Origin of the sequence: Kiloniella spongiae, assembly GCF_001026905.1 — a bacterium.
Lineage (GTDB): Bacteria > Pseudomonadota > Alphaproteobacteria > Kiloniellales > Kiloniellaceae > Kiloniella > Kiloniella spongiae.
Genome location: NZ_LAQL01000003.1, coordinates 398,356 through 414,538, shown reverse-complemented (window position 1 = coordinate 414,538; position 16,183 = coordinate 398,356). Strand labels below are relative to the sequence as shown.

Genomic DNA, 16,183 nt, shown 5'->3' with positions numbered 1-16,183 from the left:
AATCACAACAACACACTTGTCAACATTAAAATACCAATCGGTACTTTAATGTTGACATATAGATCAAAAAAACGAACAAAGAGAGCTGGTCGTACTGCATAAGAGCTTGAAACTTGAAAATTTCGTCTTAAATGCTAAAGTGCGCCCGTGTATTATATTTTAGAGTGAACCTATGGGGCGTGGTCGACCACGAAAAACGGATCCGGAAGAAGTTCTGGATACGGCAATGAAAGTCTTTTGGAACAAAGGCTTCGAAGGCACATCGATGAGTGATCTTGTCTGCGCAACTGGTATGGCAAAACCGGGGCTATACGCCTGTTTTGGTGACAAAGAATCTCTCTATAAAAAATCCCTGACCCGTTATTTTAATAACCTGGGCACGCCCTTACTTGATGATCTGAAAAACTCAACCGACGCCTTACCCGTTGTCGTGCGACGTTTTTTAGAATCAGTTGCCTATTCAATGTTGGATAAAAACTGTCCAAGTGGTTGCTTTGTCGTCAATAGCCTTGTCGAAGGATCTTCAACACACCCTGAGCTAGAGACTATCAGTAAAGAGTACGATCAAAAACGCAGAGATATTTTTATTGAAAGATTTGAAAAAGCACAAAAAAATGGAGAAATCCCCCTCAATATTGATGCCAAAGCATACGGAGAGTTTTTCTCTGCCCAATCCCTTGCACTTGGTGTCTTGGGAAGAGCCGATGCTTGCAAGAACAAGCTATTCAGCTTCATCGACGTAGCAATGACGGTTTTGCCAAAACCTTAAACAAGAAACACTGTCCGAAATATTCAATACCAAAAGAAAATACTCCCTTAATCTGGCCTTTCACTTATAGAAAACATCAGACCAAAGGAGAAACCAAGTGCAACTCGCCTATACCATTCTTTATGTCCAGAATGTCCCCTCAACATTGGAATTTTATCAAAAGGCTTTTGATCTTAAACAGAAAATGCTTCATGAAAGCGGAGACTATGGTGAACTCGATACAGGGCAAACAACATTATCTTTTTCGTCTATTTCCCTAATGAAAGAACTGGGTAAGAAGCCATCTTCGCCACAAAGGGATCATCCCAGTTTTGAAATCGCTTTTACCACAGACGATGTATCGCAAGCATTTGATCGTGCACTAAAATCAGGGGCAATCCCTATTCAGAAACCAGCAGAAATGCCATGGGGACAGGTAACTGCTTATGTAACTGACCTTAACGGATTTCTTATAGAAATCTGTACGCCCATAAAAAATTAGTTGTTACAAGCACTTATCTAAATCAAAACAACCTACTTCGATAACGACAAGGACCCTGACTGAAAATTGCAATTCACAATAGCTATAATAAGTATCTCTTTTATTGCAGATACTTATTATAGATACGTTGATATGTTCCATCTGCACGCATATCCGACAAAGCCACGTTAAATGCGGGTAAAATACCGGCATGAGAAGAATCTTTTCGAATTAAAAATCTGAATTCAACTTCCTCAAAAGGGTAGGTGCCTTCTTCGAGTATTTGGCTGTGTTCTTGCCTAAGCTTCCCTTCTTTGATCAGGCGATTAATATTATATTTCAAGATAAAATCATGCTCGATCATCGCATCAAAAGAGGTATCTCTTTGAACTAACATAATTAATGCCTGCGTAAATTGAGGAGCATAAGTCACCTTCAAATTTTTTAAGTTTTCTTCAGCCCAACCGTTTCCCAAATATGACAAGAGCCTAAATTCTCTAAGATCATTCGCCGTTCGCGCTTTCAACAGAATATTTTTATTTGGATTTTTTCTATTTGCGAACAATCTCCAAGTAAAGGTAAAGACAGGATCACTAGCAGACAAGTAGGATAATCTTTCGGGTGTTGCTATTGTCAACATAGCGTCCCCCTTCTTGCTCTTAATCAACGATTGCGTCCGTTTCCATGGGTACAACCGAATAGTTAGCGGCTGATCAAGTCGCTTAAAAACTTCAGAAATAACATCTATAAACAAGCCCTTAGGATGATTGTTTGACCCGTTATATATAAAGGGTTCATAATCGACATCATCCAACCAAACAAAGTTTTCAGATGCCTGACTTTTCCCAATGGCTGCCCCCATAATGAACAGAAAAACAAATACTCGGAAACTTAATCGATTAAACATTAATGTTCCTGCTCAAGCGTCTAAAAGCCTTTTAGGGTCGCAAAAATTCTACCCTACTAAATTCTAAGCATTCATTAATGTCCTTTTGGTTTATTATTGATATCTATGCACACTCAAATTTAACAATTATCAATACTTACCCCTTACTGTCTCCGATAATAATCTTGAGAGTTTTCGAAAAATTGGGCGATGCAAGAAAGGACAGAAAGAGCAGTCGGGGTATTATGCCTTTGGCTCTCGATATCATGGTGAAAAAGCCTCATTTTTTTCAATATCTGGTGTTCGTTATATTTGCGCAGTGGATACTTGTCTCTGAAGCATTTTCTGAGCAGAAGAAAATTACAATACATGCTGTACACTACCCTCCCTACTCTATTGAAAAATCACAAGGGAAAGATTTAAGAGGCTTTGATGTTGAAGTTGTCATCGAAGCTTTTCGTCGCGTCAGCATTAACGCCAAGGTCGAGTTTATGCCTTGGTCTAGAATCTTGCTGAGAACAGAGCAGGGAAAGACGGCCGCAGCTCTGTCTTGCGCCAAAGATCCAAGCCGCGACCATTACATTTTTTACTCAAAGCCAATCAGCCATATGACAAATAGCTATATCGCGAAACAGGATTATCAGGGGGAAATACCACGAACTTTACGCGATGGTATCGGAAAAAAAATTGTTGTCGTGAGCGGATACGTCAACGAACTAGAGTTGAAAAAAGCAGAAGTGCCTTATCACCCAGTTCTAAACGATCATGCAGCACTAAATATATTGTTGAAACGGAATATTGATTTTTTCTATTCAGGCAGAGAATTTATTAAGTACATCACTGCAGGAAAATCTACAGGATCAGAACTGAGATACTTCGACATGCCCGACAGGGTCCCCCTACATCTGTGCTTTAGTAAAAATTGGCCCGCATCAAAATTTATATTAGCCAAATTCAACAAAGGACTGGCTGTAATTAAATCAGACGGCACGTATGATAAAATTCACGCGAAGTATCAGTAAGATACAAAAGAATTTTGTTTATTCATACCCGGGCTGAAAAACGCCCCGTTCCAAAGAGATTTTTTTGAAAGAACAAGGACTTAACGAAAACCAATGTCTGAATTCTCGTGTCATGTGGGCTTGATCGGAAAAACCATAATCCAAGGCGAATTCGGCAAGAGAATTTGCCAATGCGATATCTCGCCCTGCCCTTCGCACCCGGGCCAATCGATGCCAAAAGATCGGGGACTTTCCGGTTTTTTTGCCGACATAACGTTGTAAGGTTCTTGCACTCACCCCAAGGGTCAAAGCCGCATCATTTACTGTTAGCACATCCGAAGCTAAACACCGCAGAGCTTCATCAACATTAGCATCATAAGAGGCATAGTAATTGATAATATCCACAATATCCCGGTCAGGAAAACGACCTTTTACAGCATGAATCAAACCATCGATTTGAACATCAGCACCTGCGCGTAATCGATACCCAGTGAAACGATCCCCTCTTTTCACAGATATAACCTGACTGGTTTCAGCCAGGTCAGACATAAACCATATTGGTTCTTGACCAAGGCGAGATTTTAAAATGAGATCACAACACCCATCAGGAATGATAAAAGCTTGATCATTCTTCTCTGCAACCGAATGCCAAATTTCTAAAACGCTGTTGTACATGGCGCCTGATAATTACAAAAAAATAAAAATCTGTAGATGAGATTGACCTAACCATATCAAGATCTTCTGATGAATTCATCCTCTATTTACGATGTCATATACACAAGCGACTCGTATATTTGATATTGAATATTGTATACAATAATTGCTATGATCATTTACCAAGCGGTTGGAAACAACAAAACTGGCCTACAAGGCTTCGGCCTTATACGCTTTTGACAAGGTCGATTAAGAAAATAAAAACAACCGCTTAACAAATCAAGCTAGGTCGTGCCACGGTACCTTTGGCTATCCTTCGATAGATAATTATCAGGAACACGACCTCATCAAGCCCCGAAAAAAGGGGTATGTAATAGTGGAGGACTTCATGTTTAAGAAACTTATCGCCCCAGCTCTTATTGCGGGCTCAATCTGTACCGGAAGCATTGTAAATGCGGCTGAAATAACATGGCGCATGCCAGCGGCGATTTCCGAAGGTTCATTTTTCTACCAGAATTTTATGGAACGCTTTGCCGCAAATGTAGAAGTCACAACTGGTGGTAAATTGGAAGTACAGCCCTTTGGCGCTGGTGTAATTGTTCCAGCCTTTAAAGTGTATGAAGCGGTACAGGATGGCTTGGTAGATGCAGGGCACTCTACCCCGTCATATCTTGTCAATCAGGATCCAACCAACGCCATTTTTGCCAGCTTCCCCGGCGGCATGTCAGGCGAAGCAACCCTGCATTGGGTATATAATGGCGGTGGCGAAAAGATGCTACAGGACTTCCGCCGCGAAAAAATGGGTCTTCATTCCATTGTTGTCGGTATCGGCACATCCGAGTTCATGGCCCATTCAAACAAGGAAATCAGAACAACAGCTGACCTTAAAGGCCTAAAATACAGAACCTCCGGTGCATGGGCAGCTGTGGTAAAAGAAACCTACGGCGGTGTTCCAACCGTTGTTCCCGGTGGTGAGATCTATACCCTTCTACAAAGAAAAGGTGTCGATGCGATAGAATGGTCAACCCCCGGTGCGAACCTGAGCGAAGGTTTTCACGAAGTTGCCCCCTATATCATTATGCCGGGCGTGCATCAGCCTTCTTTCCTTTGGGAAGTCTTCGTAAAAACAGAAACATGGGATGCTCTACCTGATGATCTTAAAGCTCAAATCGAAGCTGCTGCAAAGCTTACGACCTATGAAAGTTATGCTCATTTCGGTAACTCCGACATCAAGGCAATGGCTGAATACAAAAAAACCAAGGTCGAGATGATTACCCTCGATAACGCCGTTGTCGAAGAAATGCGCGAAGCAGGTCGTAGTTGGGCACGGAAGAAAGCCAAAGAACTTGCCGATGCCGGCGATACATCCATGCAGAAAATCATGGACTCATACTTTGCGTACCAAAAAGCATGGGCTGAAAACTCTGAATATCTTGTTAGAGATATCGTGAAGTAGGGAAAAATTCTTTTTCACAATCGATTAAATGAGCCAACTTTATGTTGGCTCATTTAAAGATCCTGTTCGGTAGGCCAGTTACAAAGCTTGGCAGCCATAAAGTTTGTTTCCATATCAAACAAATCAAAATACATCCGGGGTAAACCATGACCTCTTTTCTGTCCGTTATCGACAGAGTTTCCAACTTCTTTGGCGGTATCGCCAAGCTGGTAATACTCTGTCTGGTTCTATCAATGATCTATGAGGTCATTGCACGCTATGTCTTTGATGCCCCTACTCTTTGGGCCTTTGATATTTCCTATATGCTCAACGGGACAATCTTTTTACTTGGCGCAGCCTTTACCCTGCAAGCTGATGCGCATGTTCGTATTGATTTTCTTTCCAGCCGCCTCAGCCATAAGACTCAGCAATTCCTCAACGGCTTCTTCTACAGTTTCCTGTTAGGACCTTGTTTCAGTATTTTCACATACATCGCAGGTAAGAAGGCATACAAAGCCTTTATTACTAACGAGGTCGAAAATGTAAGCCCCTGGGCACCCTTGGTTTGGCCCTTTTACGGCGTCATCGCATTAGGTCTTGGTATTTTCGCCCTTCAGTTTTTTTGCGAAGGCATGAAGTATCTCAAGCGTGAAAAAATACCGGGCGAACATGCCGGGGAAATTGACAATATCGAGATTGACACCATTGAAATAAATAATACGGGAGAGAAGTCATGAACTTTCTTCCTATTATAATGTTTCCGGCCCTCTTCGCCCTTGTCTTTATGGGCCTTCCCGTTGCTTTCGCCCTGGTTCTGATATCTGTACTGTTTGGATATATCATCCTGGGCGATATGATTTTCCTGCAACTCTATGGACCTATTCTATCAACCAGTTCCAATTTTATTCTTGCCGCAATCCCGCTCTTCATCTTTATGGGGGCTATTCTTGAGCGATCAGGGATTGCTCTCCGCCTGTTCAAAGCACTACAGCTTTGGGTTGGTCGCCTGCCCGGTGGCATCGGTATAGCAACAATTCTGATGTGCGCAGTCTTTGCTGCCGCATCCGGTGTTGTCGGGGCTGTCGAAATTGTTGTTGGCCTGATGGCGATCCCCGCCATGCAACGCTACAACTATAACGGCGAGCTAATAGCCGGAACGATTTGCGCCGGAGGATCACTGGGTACCATCATTCCGCCCTCTATCGTTGTTGTCGTTTATGCGTCAATTGCACAGCTATCTGTGGGGCAACTCTTTGCCGCTTCGCTTATTCCCGGCCTGCTTATGGTCGCCTTCTTTTTAGGATACCTATTAATCAGGGCGATTTTAAAGCCACAGGACTCCCCCCCTATTCCCGCTGTAGATCTCGATATTTCGCTTTCTGAAAAATTGACGATTACCCTTAAAGCTCTCATCCCTCCATTGGTATTGATCTTTGCGGTACTGGGATCGCTTCTTGCCGGAGCAGCTTCACCAACCGAAGCCGCCGCTGTTGGTGCTGTTGGTGCTTTATTACTCGCAGCCTCGTTCAAAGAGCTTAGTTTCGAAACCCTCAAAGCATCACTGGCCGTTACAGTACGCGTTACATCTATGATCATGTTGATCGTGGTTGGTGGTACCATGTTCACGGGGATCTTTGCGCTCGCGGGTGGCGGTCAGTTGATCAGGGATCTCGTGGACTTTATCGGATTTGGCAACACCGGGCTGATCGTCTTCCTGTTGCTGATTGTATTTATCGCCGGGTTTGTGCTCGATTGGATATCAATCGTCCTGATCTGTATTCCAATCTTTGCCCCCATTGTGAAATCAGCAGGTATAGACCCCATCTGGTTTGCCGTCATGGTGATGGTTGTTATCCAGACATCCTATCTGACCCCGCCGATGGCCCCGTCGATCTTTTACCTGCGTTCAATAGCCCCGCCTAGCTTAACCTATCAGCACATGTACAGAGGCGTTATTCCCTTTGTCATTCTACAGTTGCTGGTTTTACTCGTCGTGGCTCTTCTTCCCGAAACAGCAACTTACCTACCGTCATTATTGGTAGGATTATAGGTTGAGCAATATTCATTAAGAACTTTTATTACCTCAGGGCTGTTATTGATTTAATAGCCCTGAGTTTCAAAGCCTTGGGAACACGAAAGTCATCCACCCCCTTTACCTAGCGTGGGGTAGAAGGTGCAGATTCAACAAGTGCATCAGGGGGCAAAGCGGCAGCAGATGAACTGTCAACCTGCTCACCATCGGGGCCAACGACTTCCACTTTTCTACGGGCAAACTCAATGCCCTCTTCAGCGAAGACCGCCCTTAACCTGTGATAAATATCGCGCCTGAGAACGAACTGAGCCCTTGGCTTACATTTGAATTTCACCCGCATGATCAAGGCTGAATCATCATCGATACTGAAAATACCCTGGCTTTTCAGGGGCTCGATAAACTTGGGACCGTGTTCAGGATGTTCCATAAATTCTGCCCCGACACGCTTAACCACTTTCTTCAAATGCTGAGGATCTGTGTGTGGTTCTAGCCTGAATGGCATCTTATAAATTACCCAATCCCGATTATGGTTAGTGATCTTTTTTAATTCACCAAAAGGAATGGTGATGACGGATCCTCTGTGGTGCCGGAGCTGAAGGGAACGAATGGAAATTGATTCCACTTCACCACGGGTTTCTTTATCCAACTCAATATACTCACCAACCCTGAAAGCATCATCAATGAGAAAGAAAATGCCCGAGAAAATATCCTTTACCAGAGTCTGAGCCCCAAAACCAACTGCGATACCGACAACACCGGCAGACGCAATCAGCGGAGCGATATCAACCCCGATGGCCGATAACACGGTCATGATGACGATAATGCCCAAGAACCCGAGCAAGGTGTTTCGAAATAAAGGAGTCAATGTATCCAGCCGCGATGCCGAGGGCGCATCAGCTGGATCAACATCTTCAGACGCATCACTGATACGTTTTTCGGTATAGAGTGCGGCCCCGATCATTTTCCATATCAGTAGCCCTATCAAAAGCGTTATGAGAATATCAAACCCTGTACTGGCCCATAAAGAGGCGTCTTCTCCCTTTGCCAAAGACAAAAGATCAAGCCCCCAGAGGTCAATCACCAAAATAGCAGCAACAAAAGAAGCAAGGACCCGCCAGGTTCCGCGAAAAACATCCCGAAATCTTTCCGCTCGATCACTCTCTTTTCTTAGAAGAGTCCCAACCACTTCACGGCCTAATCGATCAAAAATTGGTAGCGCAAAAAAGATAATAAAAGTCCCTACGGGTCCTTCTAGTTGATGCTGACCTCGCTCTAACCAATGAGCCAACCAGAAAACCCAGGCAAAGAAAATATAAACGGCAAGAAAGATTGGTGCAGCCGCAGAAAGAACCCGAACAACGCCAGAAATTTCCCGAGTGTCCCTTATGTCTTGGGTTCCTGATAGAATTGATAAGCTCACCCCTTTGACTTTTTCAAAATTGCGAACCAAAGCAAACAAAAGTAATCCGGCAACCGCTGTGCCAGCAATCGCCACCGTAATGAGCGCAGGCGGAAAGCCCCAACCCAATGTCGGGAAGAAACCAGCCCCGACCCATCCAGCTGCACCAATACAAACGGCACGCTGCAAAAGAGAGAAGGTCTTTTGTGATGCTTCATCTTCCAAAGGCGCTATCCGGATCTGTGGGACATCCGGCGCAAAGGCTCGTCTGGCTACGACGACAAAGAGCCAACTATAGGAAATGCCTGTGTAATAGATCCACACCATCCCGTTCAAAGGGCCAAGAGGACCTTCAATAAATGAGGCGAATAGGCGCGTTGCAATCAGAAAACCAACAATGGGCAGAACTTCGAAAAAGCCCAGGGTAAGCGTTCTCAGGACTCTTTCCCAGTATCCGTAGTGACGAGGCATGCGTAAAACCCCCCGCCATTTTTTAAGCAATAATTTGACGATCATCGCAACCAAGAAGCCGACAAAAACCAAAGCAGCCCCAGCCATAAGCATACCACCAATGCCATATTCAGCTTGCGCCAAACGTTCATCGACCTTGGGTCCTCTAGCACCCAGATTGGCAATTGCATCTATCCATCGGGTAACACGACTTTCAATACGATTGACCATGTCGGTCAGTCGCATCTCAATACCCGCAAGAATACTGACACCTTCGATTTCTTCAGCTTCTTTTGCCTCTGCTTGTCGAAGAAGCTCTTCGCGGAAGAGTTCTCTGAGTTGTTCGTCACTGGTTTGGGCCAGCAAGCTATCAATCAGTTCAGGGCTTAAGTCCTCTGGAATTTCCGGACTTTCAGATGCAGAATTGTCATCACCAGAAAAAATCGTCTGGGCATAAACAGGTTCAGGATTTGAAACGAAAAGAATAGAAAGGAAAAATGAAAGAGTCAGACAAAAAGCGAGAGTTTTAATAATGCGTACGTTCATCAGGACCACTTCATTTCTGCCAAAGGGACTTACAAATAAGATTGTGTTTGATCACTGAGTAACTCAAATCAAATGATCAACATTCTGTAATAGCTATATTTCTTGAACAAAACTCTAATGCCCCGCCTCTTTTATTGCAAACTTCTGCATTCTGGCAAGATAGCTCAACTTCCTGCTCTTCCCTATATTTCCTTTATGTTAGTCGTTTTCTTCACAAAGCTGTGATGACGTCCCTGATTTTGAAAATCTTTGTTGATTATAAAATTATCTATTCCAAATAAATTTAGAACCGATTGGTATCAATTTAAATATGACAGTAAATTCGAATATTTCTAAAGGATAAATAAAGTATGAGCTTTGACCTTCACACAAAAGAAACAGCCCCTGAAAGCAGCCACCCTCTGTTAGATAATTCGTTAAAATCATTTGGCATGATCCCGAATTTACATGCAGTCTTGGCTGAATCTCCTGCTGCGTTGGAAGCCTATCAAAACCTTCACACGCTTTTCCAGAAAACAAGCTTTGATGCTGAAGAACTGACTGTGGTTTGGCAAACAATCAATATTGAACACGAATGCCACTATTGCATCCCCGCACATACTGCTATCGCCCATATGATGAAGGTTGATGCATCTATCATTGATGCTTTACGTAACAAAACAGATCTACCAACCGAAAAGTTGCAAGTTCTCCGAAGCACGACATTGGCGTTAGTAAGAAACCGCGGACGCCTTGCCCCATCAGAAGTTCAGACTTTCAAAGAAGTTGGCTATAAAAACCAACAGCTTCTCGAAATTGTACTCGGTCTAGCTCAAAAGATAATGAGTAATTACACCAATCACCTTGCCGATACGCCCGTGGATGAACCTTTCAAGAAATTCGCTTAGTATTCTCTATGTAAAAGGCCTGAAAAAATTAACGTTCAGGCCTTTTTATACCTCATTTAATGAGTAGGTATTCTCTCATAAGGAGCTGTTATCTCTGCTCGCTGGCACTGAAAAACATACACCAACAACTTATATTCAACGTCTCAGGTTTTCCGCGTAAAAGCCAACGCAATTCCAGTGACAATCAGTAAAACACCCGTAATTTTATTTCTAATGGCTGCACGACGAGCCCCCAGAAGATAGGGCCGTAATCTGCCTGCCAGAAAAGCGTAAGTCATATCCAGAAAAGCCGCAACAGCAAGGAAGGTGACACTTAAAACAAAAAGCTGTCCCGGAGCCGATAAAGTCGGGTCCATAAACTGGGGAAAGAAAGCCGCGTAAAAAATAATGGTTTTAGGGTTAGTGATTGCGACAACGACACCCTGTAGGAACAGCGATTTTCCGGGTTTTGTCGCCTCTTGATCTTCCAATCCTTGCCCTTTGCTACGCCAGGATTTTATCCCGAGATAAACCAGATATACCGCCCCGGCCAACCGAAGGACATCGAACCAGTTCGATAACGCGCTCAACACCCATGCCATGCCCAAGCCACCGATGAGAAAGAGAACCATATTCCCCAAGACGGTTCCCATTACATTTGCAACACCAGCCCGTGTTCCCTGACTGAGACTGTTGGCAATAACGAGGGTTACAATCGGCCCCGGAATAATTGCGAGAACAGCCGTTGCCAACACAAAGGCCAACCACAGGTTAAAGTTTATTGCGATATCAACCATGTCTTCACTCTTTCTCTCTTAAATCATCATACCCAAGCAAAGAACCCAAAAAGAATAGAAGTCAAGTATCTCACGGATAAAATTGCCATGCCTCATATTATCACGCCACATGGCAACCTACCCGCAAATAAAAAGCCCCATATCAGGGCTTTTTGAAAAGGTCTTAAGTGTCTTTCTGATTAAATTTGACTTACCAGCTTCCAATATTTTCCATTGACGCCCAAGGCTCCTGAACGGGCAGAGATCCATCAGTGTGTAAAAGCTCGATGGAAATGCCGTCAGGTGATTTGATAAAAGCCATACGTCCATCCCGTGGCGGACGATTGATTGTCACGCCCTGATCCATAAGCTTTTGACAGAATTCATAGATATTATCGACGGCATAGGCCAGGTGACCAAAATTTCTGTCACCTGACAGTTCTTCAGGATCATAGTTATAAGTCAGCTCTAACTCTGCTTCCGGCTGACCCGGCGCAGCCAACATAACAATCGTAAACCGCCCTTCCGGATTATCAAAGCGTCGGGCCTCGACAAGGCCCAGTTTGTTACAATAAAAGTCCATTGACGCCTCAAGGTCAGAGACCCGGACCATGGTGTGTAAATATTTCATCCCTGCTTCTTTCACTTATAGTCACGCAACATTTCGAGTTATTTCACATGCTACCCATAAAAATCTCTTTTGGAAACAGAGAGATAATCACTAAAGCGAGAGCTATAAATGCCCGTTTTAATAATCATAAACTCTTGAGGTAATCACGAAACTCCTTACCAGCTTCCCTGCGAAAACTCTCTCCCGTTCGTTGGACACTTTGCAGACGGTCAATGCGAAACGATCTGAAATCATCACTTTTTTCACACCACGCGGTCAACAGCCATACCTTCTCAAAAGCCGTAAGGCCAAGAGGACGAATAACACGTTCACTCGGCTGATCTTTCAGATTCAAATAGTGGATTTCTATAAAAGCCCGATCGCGAACTGCTGTCCTGACCGGAGAGAGAAAATCAATGGTTTCTTCTTCGGACTTTGGCTGAACGGAATAGGCCAACAGAGGCGCATCGTAATAGCTGTCTTCCATATCTTCTGGCAGGACAGCCGATATTTTGGCTGATGCGCGTGTTGCAGCATCCGCCAGCGGCTTGTCCCCACGCGCAGCAACCAGTCGCATTCCGATAATGATGGCATCCAGTTCATCCGCATCAAAATGCAGAGGCGGCAGGAAATATCCCTTTTCTATCTGGTAACCGATGCCTCCTTCCCCGCGCACAGGCGCGCCCATGGACTGTAAGGTTACCATGTCGCGGTAGATCGTCCGCAATGAAACGCCGAGTTCTTCCGCAAGACTTTCGGCCGAGACAGGCTGTCGCCTTGCCCGTAAACGATCGAGAATAAAGAAGAGTCTTTGAACACGCATCATTTTACCAAGTTAGAGAAACTACCCTGACATAAATTGTCAGGGGTATCCAGTATAACTCTATTCCCAAGTCCATGTGACAAGCTCTGTGAGAGCATGGCAACAATCAAATCAGATTATTAAACCACTGATATTTATAGAAATGGAAGTACAGGTATGTTTGAAAAAAATTTTGATTCTCTAAAGACAATGGGTTTTGCCCGTTATGAAAAACGTGATGATGTCGAAACCGCTGATATCATAGAAGCAGCCCTGAACTGGCGGCATGATTTCCTGTCCACACAGGAAGGCATTGCCATGCATTGTTTACTGGGGAATGACAAAGGCCATTTTGCTGATGCCATTATGGCTACTAGCCAACAATCTTTTATGACGATGTGCGAAAATCATCCCAAAGCCAAGAGCTCCCAAGAGTTCATGGCGTTGCTAAAGCCAGATAGCATTCGCCTGACTGCCAATACTATCCTCAAAGAAAATGCGGCTGTTCCGACAGATTTTTCCTGTATTGAATTTGGTACCTTTAACCCGAAATCACCTGACCAGTTTGACGAAAAGGTAATGTTGGAAATATCAGACAGGATTGAGCAAAAATACCTGAGTAAATTTACCGAACCCCGTGCCCACTTCATGGGTAAAGTTGATGATGCCACCTATTCCGAAATTGCCTTTGTCGAAAACCTTGGCATGGCACGCAGAATTTGTAATGGCTATGTCCAGGATGATACCTGTCTGGAACTTTTGAGTATCTTCGATCCAGAAAGCGTTGATCTAGACTTCTGGTTTAAACTCGCCTGATTTATACACACAAAAGATAACGCCCCAAAGAAGACCTTACTGACAGGGATGCAAGTTTCTTAGGGGCGTTTCATATAATCTTCGGCAATAACACCAATACTAATAGGGTATTACCAAAAGATTATTCTCGTTTTCCCTGAACAACCCGATCTAAGATCATCGCACAGAAAAGAATAGCAAAACCAGCCAGTATCCCCTGACCAACGGACGCATATTGAAGCGCTTCGAGCACATCTTCCCCAAGCCCCTTTGCACCAATCAGCGAAGCAACAACAACCATTGCCAAACTTAACATAATTGTCTGGTTCACCCCGGCAAGGATAGAAGGAGCAGCCAATGGTAAATCCACTTTGGTCAATAAATACCATTTGGTTGCGCCATAGGCGATTGCAGCTTCACGAATTGTCTCTGGTACACCACGAAGTCCCAATACAGTTAAACGAACCACAGGCGTACCACCAAAAATCATTGTCGTGACAACCGCAGCAGGTTTTCCCGTACCGAAGAAAGCAATCACAGGAATCATGAAAACAAAAGCAGGCATCGTTTGCATAAAATCCATAATCGGCCTAATGACAGCATAAAGTCTGGGGCGACGGGCGCAAAACAATCCGATAGGGATGCCGATTACAATTGAAATACACGCCGCAGTACCGAGAAGAGCAAGCGTTGTCATCGCTTTTTCCCAAAACCCGAGGAACCCCATGTAAGCCAGAAATCCTGCGACATAGATTGCGGCACTTGACCCGGCAGAAAGCCACGTCAATAACAAGATAAAGCTGGCAATGACAATCCATGGTGTATCAACAAACAGAACTTCCAACCCATCAAGTACTGTACGGATACCAAACGTGATAATATCAAAGAACCATTGCCCCGACACAATGATGAAGTCAAAGAATTGTTCGACTTTGTCAATCGCATCAAGCCTGATTTGAGGATCTGTAGGAAACTTTGAAAACCACCCCGTAATCTCGGGAAAACTATAGTGTACAACACTGATTGAAAAAACAAGACTTACAAACCCGATACTGATACATGTACGAAAAGCCCCTAATCCTGACGCAATCGTATTGTCAGAAAGCCACTCGGAAAAACGACGTTCCAATGCTGAGTTGGCAATTACCCCTTGGGCAATTTTAACAAAAATCAAAACCGCTAAACCTAAAAGAGCAACCCAGATTGCACTTGCTTCTGCTAATGCAGCCTCTGCCTGAATATCATTGATCGCTTTTTCCAATGACTCGATATTTCGTTGAAAAACATCAACATTATCTGCCTGTTTATTGATCGCGGCTTCCAGTTGTTGGCGACGAAAATTCAACGTCCCTTCTATCTGAGCAATACGGTCGTTTGCCTCTGCCCCAAGATCACCAAACAAACCGCGCCCGAGTTGAATTAAAGCAAAGGTTTCAACAATGATGAAGGGAAGTGCCCAGTTCCATAAACCACGCATACCAAACCAGATTGGCCCTAACAGCGCAGCAACCACATTAAATGTCCAACAAAAGCCGGACTTCGCACCAATCTTTTCGAAGTTTTCTTTATAATATTTTGTGTTTGTTACGACGAATTCAGTTAACAGAGTTTCATTATTACTGCTCATGACGTTTCCGTTCCTTCAATCACTGTACGTAATAAATCCGCACGTGTAACAACACCAATTCGCTTCCCGGCTTGATCAACAATTGCCGCAGGGTTTTCTGTCTCGATTGCAGCTTCGATCAATACGCCAAGGTCAGCATCTTCAGAAAACTCTTTTGCATTTTCGCTAAGGCTTCCATTTTTACCTTCATAGTCTGAAAGCGCTTGCATAACTGCGTGCGCTCGCACAACTTTCAACCTTGAAATACCTGCAACAAAGTCCGAGACATAATCATCCACGGGATTCATGACAATATCTTCTGGTGTTCCTATTTGAATAACCATGCCATCGCGCATAATTGCGATACGGTCACCGATACGAACGGCTTCATCCAGATCATGCGTAATGAAGACTGTCGTTTTGTTCATCTGGGCTGCCAGTTTCATGAACTCATCTTGCAACTGACGTCTAATAAGCGGATCAAGTGCTGAAAAAGGCTCATCCATCAATAAAATTTCTGGATCTGCCGCGAGAGCACGCGCTAATCCGACACGCTGTTGCATACCACCGGAAAGTTCATGGGCAAATTTATTACCCCATGGCGTCAAATCAACCATATCAATGGCTTTCATAGCCGCTTCCATCCGCTGATTTTTATTTATGCCTCTTATCTCCAAGGGCAAAGCGACATTATCCAAGACTGAACGATGTGGCATAAGGGCGAAATTTTGAAACACCATCGCGATATGTTCATTGCGATATTGCCGCAAAGTATTTGGATCCATGGCCATAATATTTTGACCATTTACATTGATTGAACCTGCTGTGGGTTCCAACAATCGGTTGATGTGGCGAACAAGAGTGGACTTGCCAGATCCCGACAGCCCCATAATACAAAAAATTTCACCAGGGCGTATATCCATTGTGGCATTCGCAACACCCACAACACAGTTGTACTTTTCTAAAACTTGCTTTTTGCTGATATTATTGACTTCAACGTCAGCCAAAGCTTCTTTTTCCCGTGCGCCAAAAATTTTCCATACGCCGGAAATTTCGATTGCATTTGATTGTGACACCATATCCCCCATCAATTTTC

16 protein-coding genes are annotated in these 16,183 nt (G+C 43.9%); 8 read left to right on the top strand and 8 right to left on the bottom strand.

Going from position 1 to position 16,183, the window contains the following annotated elements; translation table 11 throughout:
• Positions 1-172: 172 nt before the first annotated feature.
• Positions 173-769 carry a TetR/AcrR family transcriptional regulator gene (locus tag WH96_RS05895; RefSeq protein ID WP_047763155.1) on the top strand — a complete coding sequence of 199 codons (597 nt, stop codon included), beginning with the start codon at positions 173-175 and terminating at the stop codon, positions 767-769.
• Between the two features lie 97 nt (positions 770-866).
• Positions 867-1,250, top strand: coding sequence for a VOC family protein (locus tag WH96_RS05890; protein WP_047763154.1), 384 nt, complete (start codon positions 867-869; stop codon positions 1,248-1,250).
• Positions 1,251-1,350: 100 nt separating this feature from the next.
• On the opposite strand, the gene WH96_RS05885 is transcribed toward WH96_RS05890, so the two are convergent.
• Positions 1,351-2,136, bottom strand: coding sequence for a substrate-binding periplasmic protein (locus tag WH96_RS05885; RefSeq protein ID WP_047763153.1), 786 nt, complete (start codon positions 2,134-2,136; stop codon positions 1,351-1,353).
• 77 nt (positions 2,137-2,213) lie between these two features.
• Here WH96_RS05885 and WH96_RS05880 point away from each other — a divergent pair, with 77 nt between their 5' ends.
• Complete coding sequence (locus WH96_RS05880) at positions 2,214-3,137, top strand: substrate-binding periplasmic protein (RefSeq protein ID WP_047763152.1); 924 nt, start codon at positions 2,214-2,216, stop codon at positions 3,135-3,137.
• An 18-nt stretch (positions 3,138-3,155) separates the two neighbouring features.
• On the opposite strand, the gene WH96_RS21195 is transcribed toward WH96_RS05880, so the two are convergent.
• Positions 3,156-3,665 carry a helix-turn-helix domain-containing protein gene (locus WH96_RS21195; protein ID WP_162200125.1) on the bottom strand — a complete coding sequence of 170 codons (510 nt, stop codon included), beginning with the start codon at positions 3,663-3,665 and terminating at the stop codon, positions 3,156-3,158.
• A gap of 493 nt (positions 3,666-4,158) precedes the next feature.
• Here WH96_RS21195 and dctP point away from each other — a divergent pair, with 493 nt between their 5' ends.
• The 3 genes from dctP (at position 4,159) to WH96_RS05860 (ending at position 7,255) form a co-directional block, all read left to right on the top strand.
• Positions 4,159-5,226: a TRAP transporter substrate-binding protein DctP gene (gene dctP, locus WH96_RS05870; protein WP_047763151.1), complete on the top strand. Its 1,068-nt coding sequence runs from the start codon at positions 4,159-4,161 to the stop codon at positions 5,224-5,226.
• A 146-nt stretch (positions 5,227-5,372) separates the two neighbouring features.
• Complete coding sequence (locus WH96_RS05865) at positions 5,373-5,942, top strand: TRAP transporter small permease subunit (protein WP_047763150.1); 570 nt, start codon at positions 5,373-5,375, stop codon at positions 5,940-5,942.
• Entirely contained in the window at positions 5,939-7,255 is a 1,317-nt protein-coding gene (locus WH96_RS05860) for a TRAP transporter large permease (protein ID WP_047763149.1), read from the top strand. Before WH96_RS05865 ends, WH96_RS05860 begins: the two co-directional genes overlap by 4 nt.
• Positions 7,256-7,361: 106 nt before the next feature.
• Here the strand turns inward: WH96_RS05860 and WH96_RS21190 are convergent, their stop codons facing one another.
• Positions 7,362-9,632: a mechanosensitive ion channel family protein gene (locus WH96_RS21190; RefSeq protein ID WP_053005725.1), complete on the bottom strand. Its 2,271-nt coding sequence runs from the start codon at positions 9,630-9,632 to the stop codon at positions 7,362-7,364.
• A gap of 350 nt (positions 9,633-9,982) precedes the next feature.
• Between WH96_RS21190 and WH96_RS05850 the strand changes: the two genes are divergently transcribed.
• A complete protein-coding gene (locus WH96_RS05850) occupies positions 9,983-10,519 on the top strand; it encodes a carboxymuconolactone decarboxylase family protein (RefSeq protein ID WP_047763148.1) in 537 nt (178 codons plus the stop codon).
• A gap of 143 nt (positions 10,520-10,662) precedes the next feature.
• On the opposite strand, the gene WH96_RS05845 is transcribed toward WH96_RS05850, so the two are convergent.
• The 3 genes from WH96_RS05845 to WH96_RS05835 form a co-directional block, all read right to left on the bottom strand.
• Entirely contained in the window at positions 10,663-11,295 is a 633-nt protein-coding gene (locus WH96_RS05845; RefSeq protein ID WP_053005724.1) for a LysE family translocator, read from the bottom strand.
• A 190-nt stretch (positions 11,296-11,485) separates the two neighbouring features.
• Positions 11,486-11,905, bottom strand: a complete 420-nt coding sequence (locus WH96_RS05840) for a VOC family protein (protein WP_047763147.1) — start codon at positions 11,903-11,905, stop codon at positions 11,486-11,488.
• A 124-nt stretch (positions 11,906-12,029) separates the two neighbouring features.
• Positions 12,030-12,707 carry a helix-turn-helix transcriptional regulator gene (locus tag WH96_RS05835; RefSeq protein ID WP_047763344.1) on the bottom strand — a complete coding sequence of 226 codons (678 nt, stop codon included), beginning with the start codon at positions 12,705-12,707 and terminating at the stop codon, positions 12,030-12,032.
• Between the two features lie 156 nt (positions 12,708-12,863).
• Here WH96_RS05835 and WH96_RS05830 point away from each other — a divergent pair, with 156 nt between their 5' ends.
• Entirely contained in the window at positions 12,864-13,502 is a 639-nt protein-coding gene (locus tag WH96_RS05830; RefSeq protein ID WP_047763146.1) for a hypothetical protein, read from the top strand.
• Positions 13,503-13,623: 121 nt separating this feature from the next.
• Here WH96_RS05830 and WH96_RS05825 read toward each other — a convergent pair whose 3' ends face one another.
• Both WH96_RS05825 and WH96_RS05820 read right to left on the bottom strand, forming a co-directional pair.
• Positions 13,624-15,108 (bottom strand): ABC transporter permease, encoded by a 1,485-nt coding sequence (locus WH96_RS05825; RefSeq protein ID WP_047763145.1) that lies wholly within the window; start codon positions 15,106-15,108, stop codon positions 13,624-13,626.
• Positions 15,105-16,163: a quaternary amine ABC transporter ATP-binding protein gene (locus WH96_RS05820; protein ID WP_245629445.1), complete on the bottom strand. Its 1,059-nt coding sequence runs from the start codon at positions 16,161-16,163 to the stop codon at positions 15,105-15,107. Before WH96_RS05820 ends, WH96_RS05825 begins: the two co-directional genes overlap by 4 nt.
• Positions 16,164-16,183 lie beyond the last annotated feature (20 nt).

What these genes read in the sequence shown, in the direction of transcription:
- WH96_RS05880 (WP_047763152.1), top strand. Translation starts at nt 2,214, where the DNA reads ATGTCCTTTTGGTTTATTATTGATATCTATGCACACTCAAATTTAACA.
- WH96_RS05840 (WP_047763147.1), bottom strand. Translation starts at nt 11,905, where the DNA reads ATGAAATATTTACACACCATGGTCCGGGTCTCTGACCTTGAGGCGTCA.
- WH96_RS21190 (WP_053005725.1), bottom strand. Translation starts at nt 9,632, where the DNA reads ATGAACGTACGCATTATTAAAACTCTCGCTTTTTGTCTGACTCTTTCA.
- WH96_RS05865 (WP_047763150.1), top strand. Translation starts at nt 5,373, where the DNA reads ATGACCTCTTTTCTGTCCGTTATCGACAGAGTTTCCAACTTCTTTGGC.
- WH96_RS05825 (WP_047763145.1), bottom strand. Translation starts at nt 15,108, where the DNA reads ATGAGCAGTAATAATGAAACTCTGTTAACTGAATTCGTCGTAACAAAC.
- WH96_RS05845 (WP_053005724.1), bottom strand. Translation starts at nt 11,295, where the DNA reads ATGGTTGATATCGCAATAAACTTTAACCTGTGGTTGGCCTTTGTGTTG.
- WH96_RS21195 (WP_162200125.1), bottom strand. Translation starts at nt 3,665, where the DNA reads ATGTCTGACCTGGCTGAAACCAGTCAGGTTATATCTGTGAAAAGAGGG.
- WH96_RS05860 (WP_047763149.1), top strand. Translation starts at nt 5,939, where the DNA reads ATGAACTTTCTTCCTATTATAATGTTTCCGGCCCTCTTCGCCCTTGTC.
- WH96_RS05830 (WP_047763146.1), top strand. Translation starts at nt 12,864, where the DNA reads ATGTTTGAAAAAAATTTTGATTCTCTAAAGACAATGGGTTTTGCCCGT.
- WH96_RS05895 (WP_047763155.1), top strand. Translation starts at nt 173, where the DNA reads ATGGGGCGTGGTCGACCACGAAAAACGGATCCGGAAGAAGTTCTGGAT.
- dctP (WP_047763151.1), top strand. Translation starts at nt 4,159, where the DNA reads ATGTTTAAGAAACTTATCGCCCCAGCTCTTATTGCGGGCTCAATCTGT.
- WH96_RS05835 (WP_047763344.1), bottom strand. Translation starts at nt 12,707, where the DNA reads ATGCGTGTTCAAAGACTCTTCTTTATTCTCGATCGTTTACGGGCAAGG.
- WH96_RS05850 (WP_047763148.1), top strand. Translation starts at nt 9,983, where the DNA reads ATGAGCTTTGACCTTCACACAAAAGAAACAGCCCCTGAAAGCAGCCAC.
- WH96_RS05885 (WP_047763153.1), bottom strand. Translation starts at nt 2,136, where the DNA reads ATGTTTAATCGATTAAGTTTCCGAGTATTTGTTTTTCTGTTCATTATG.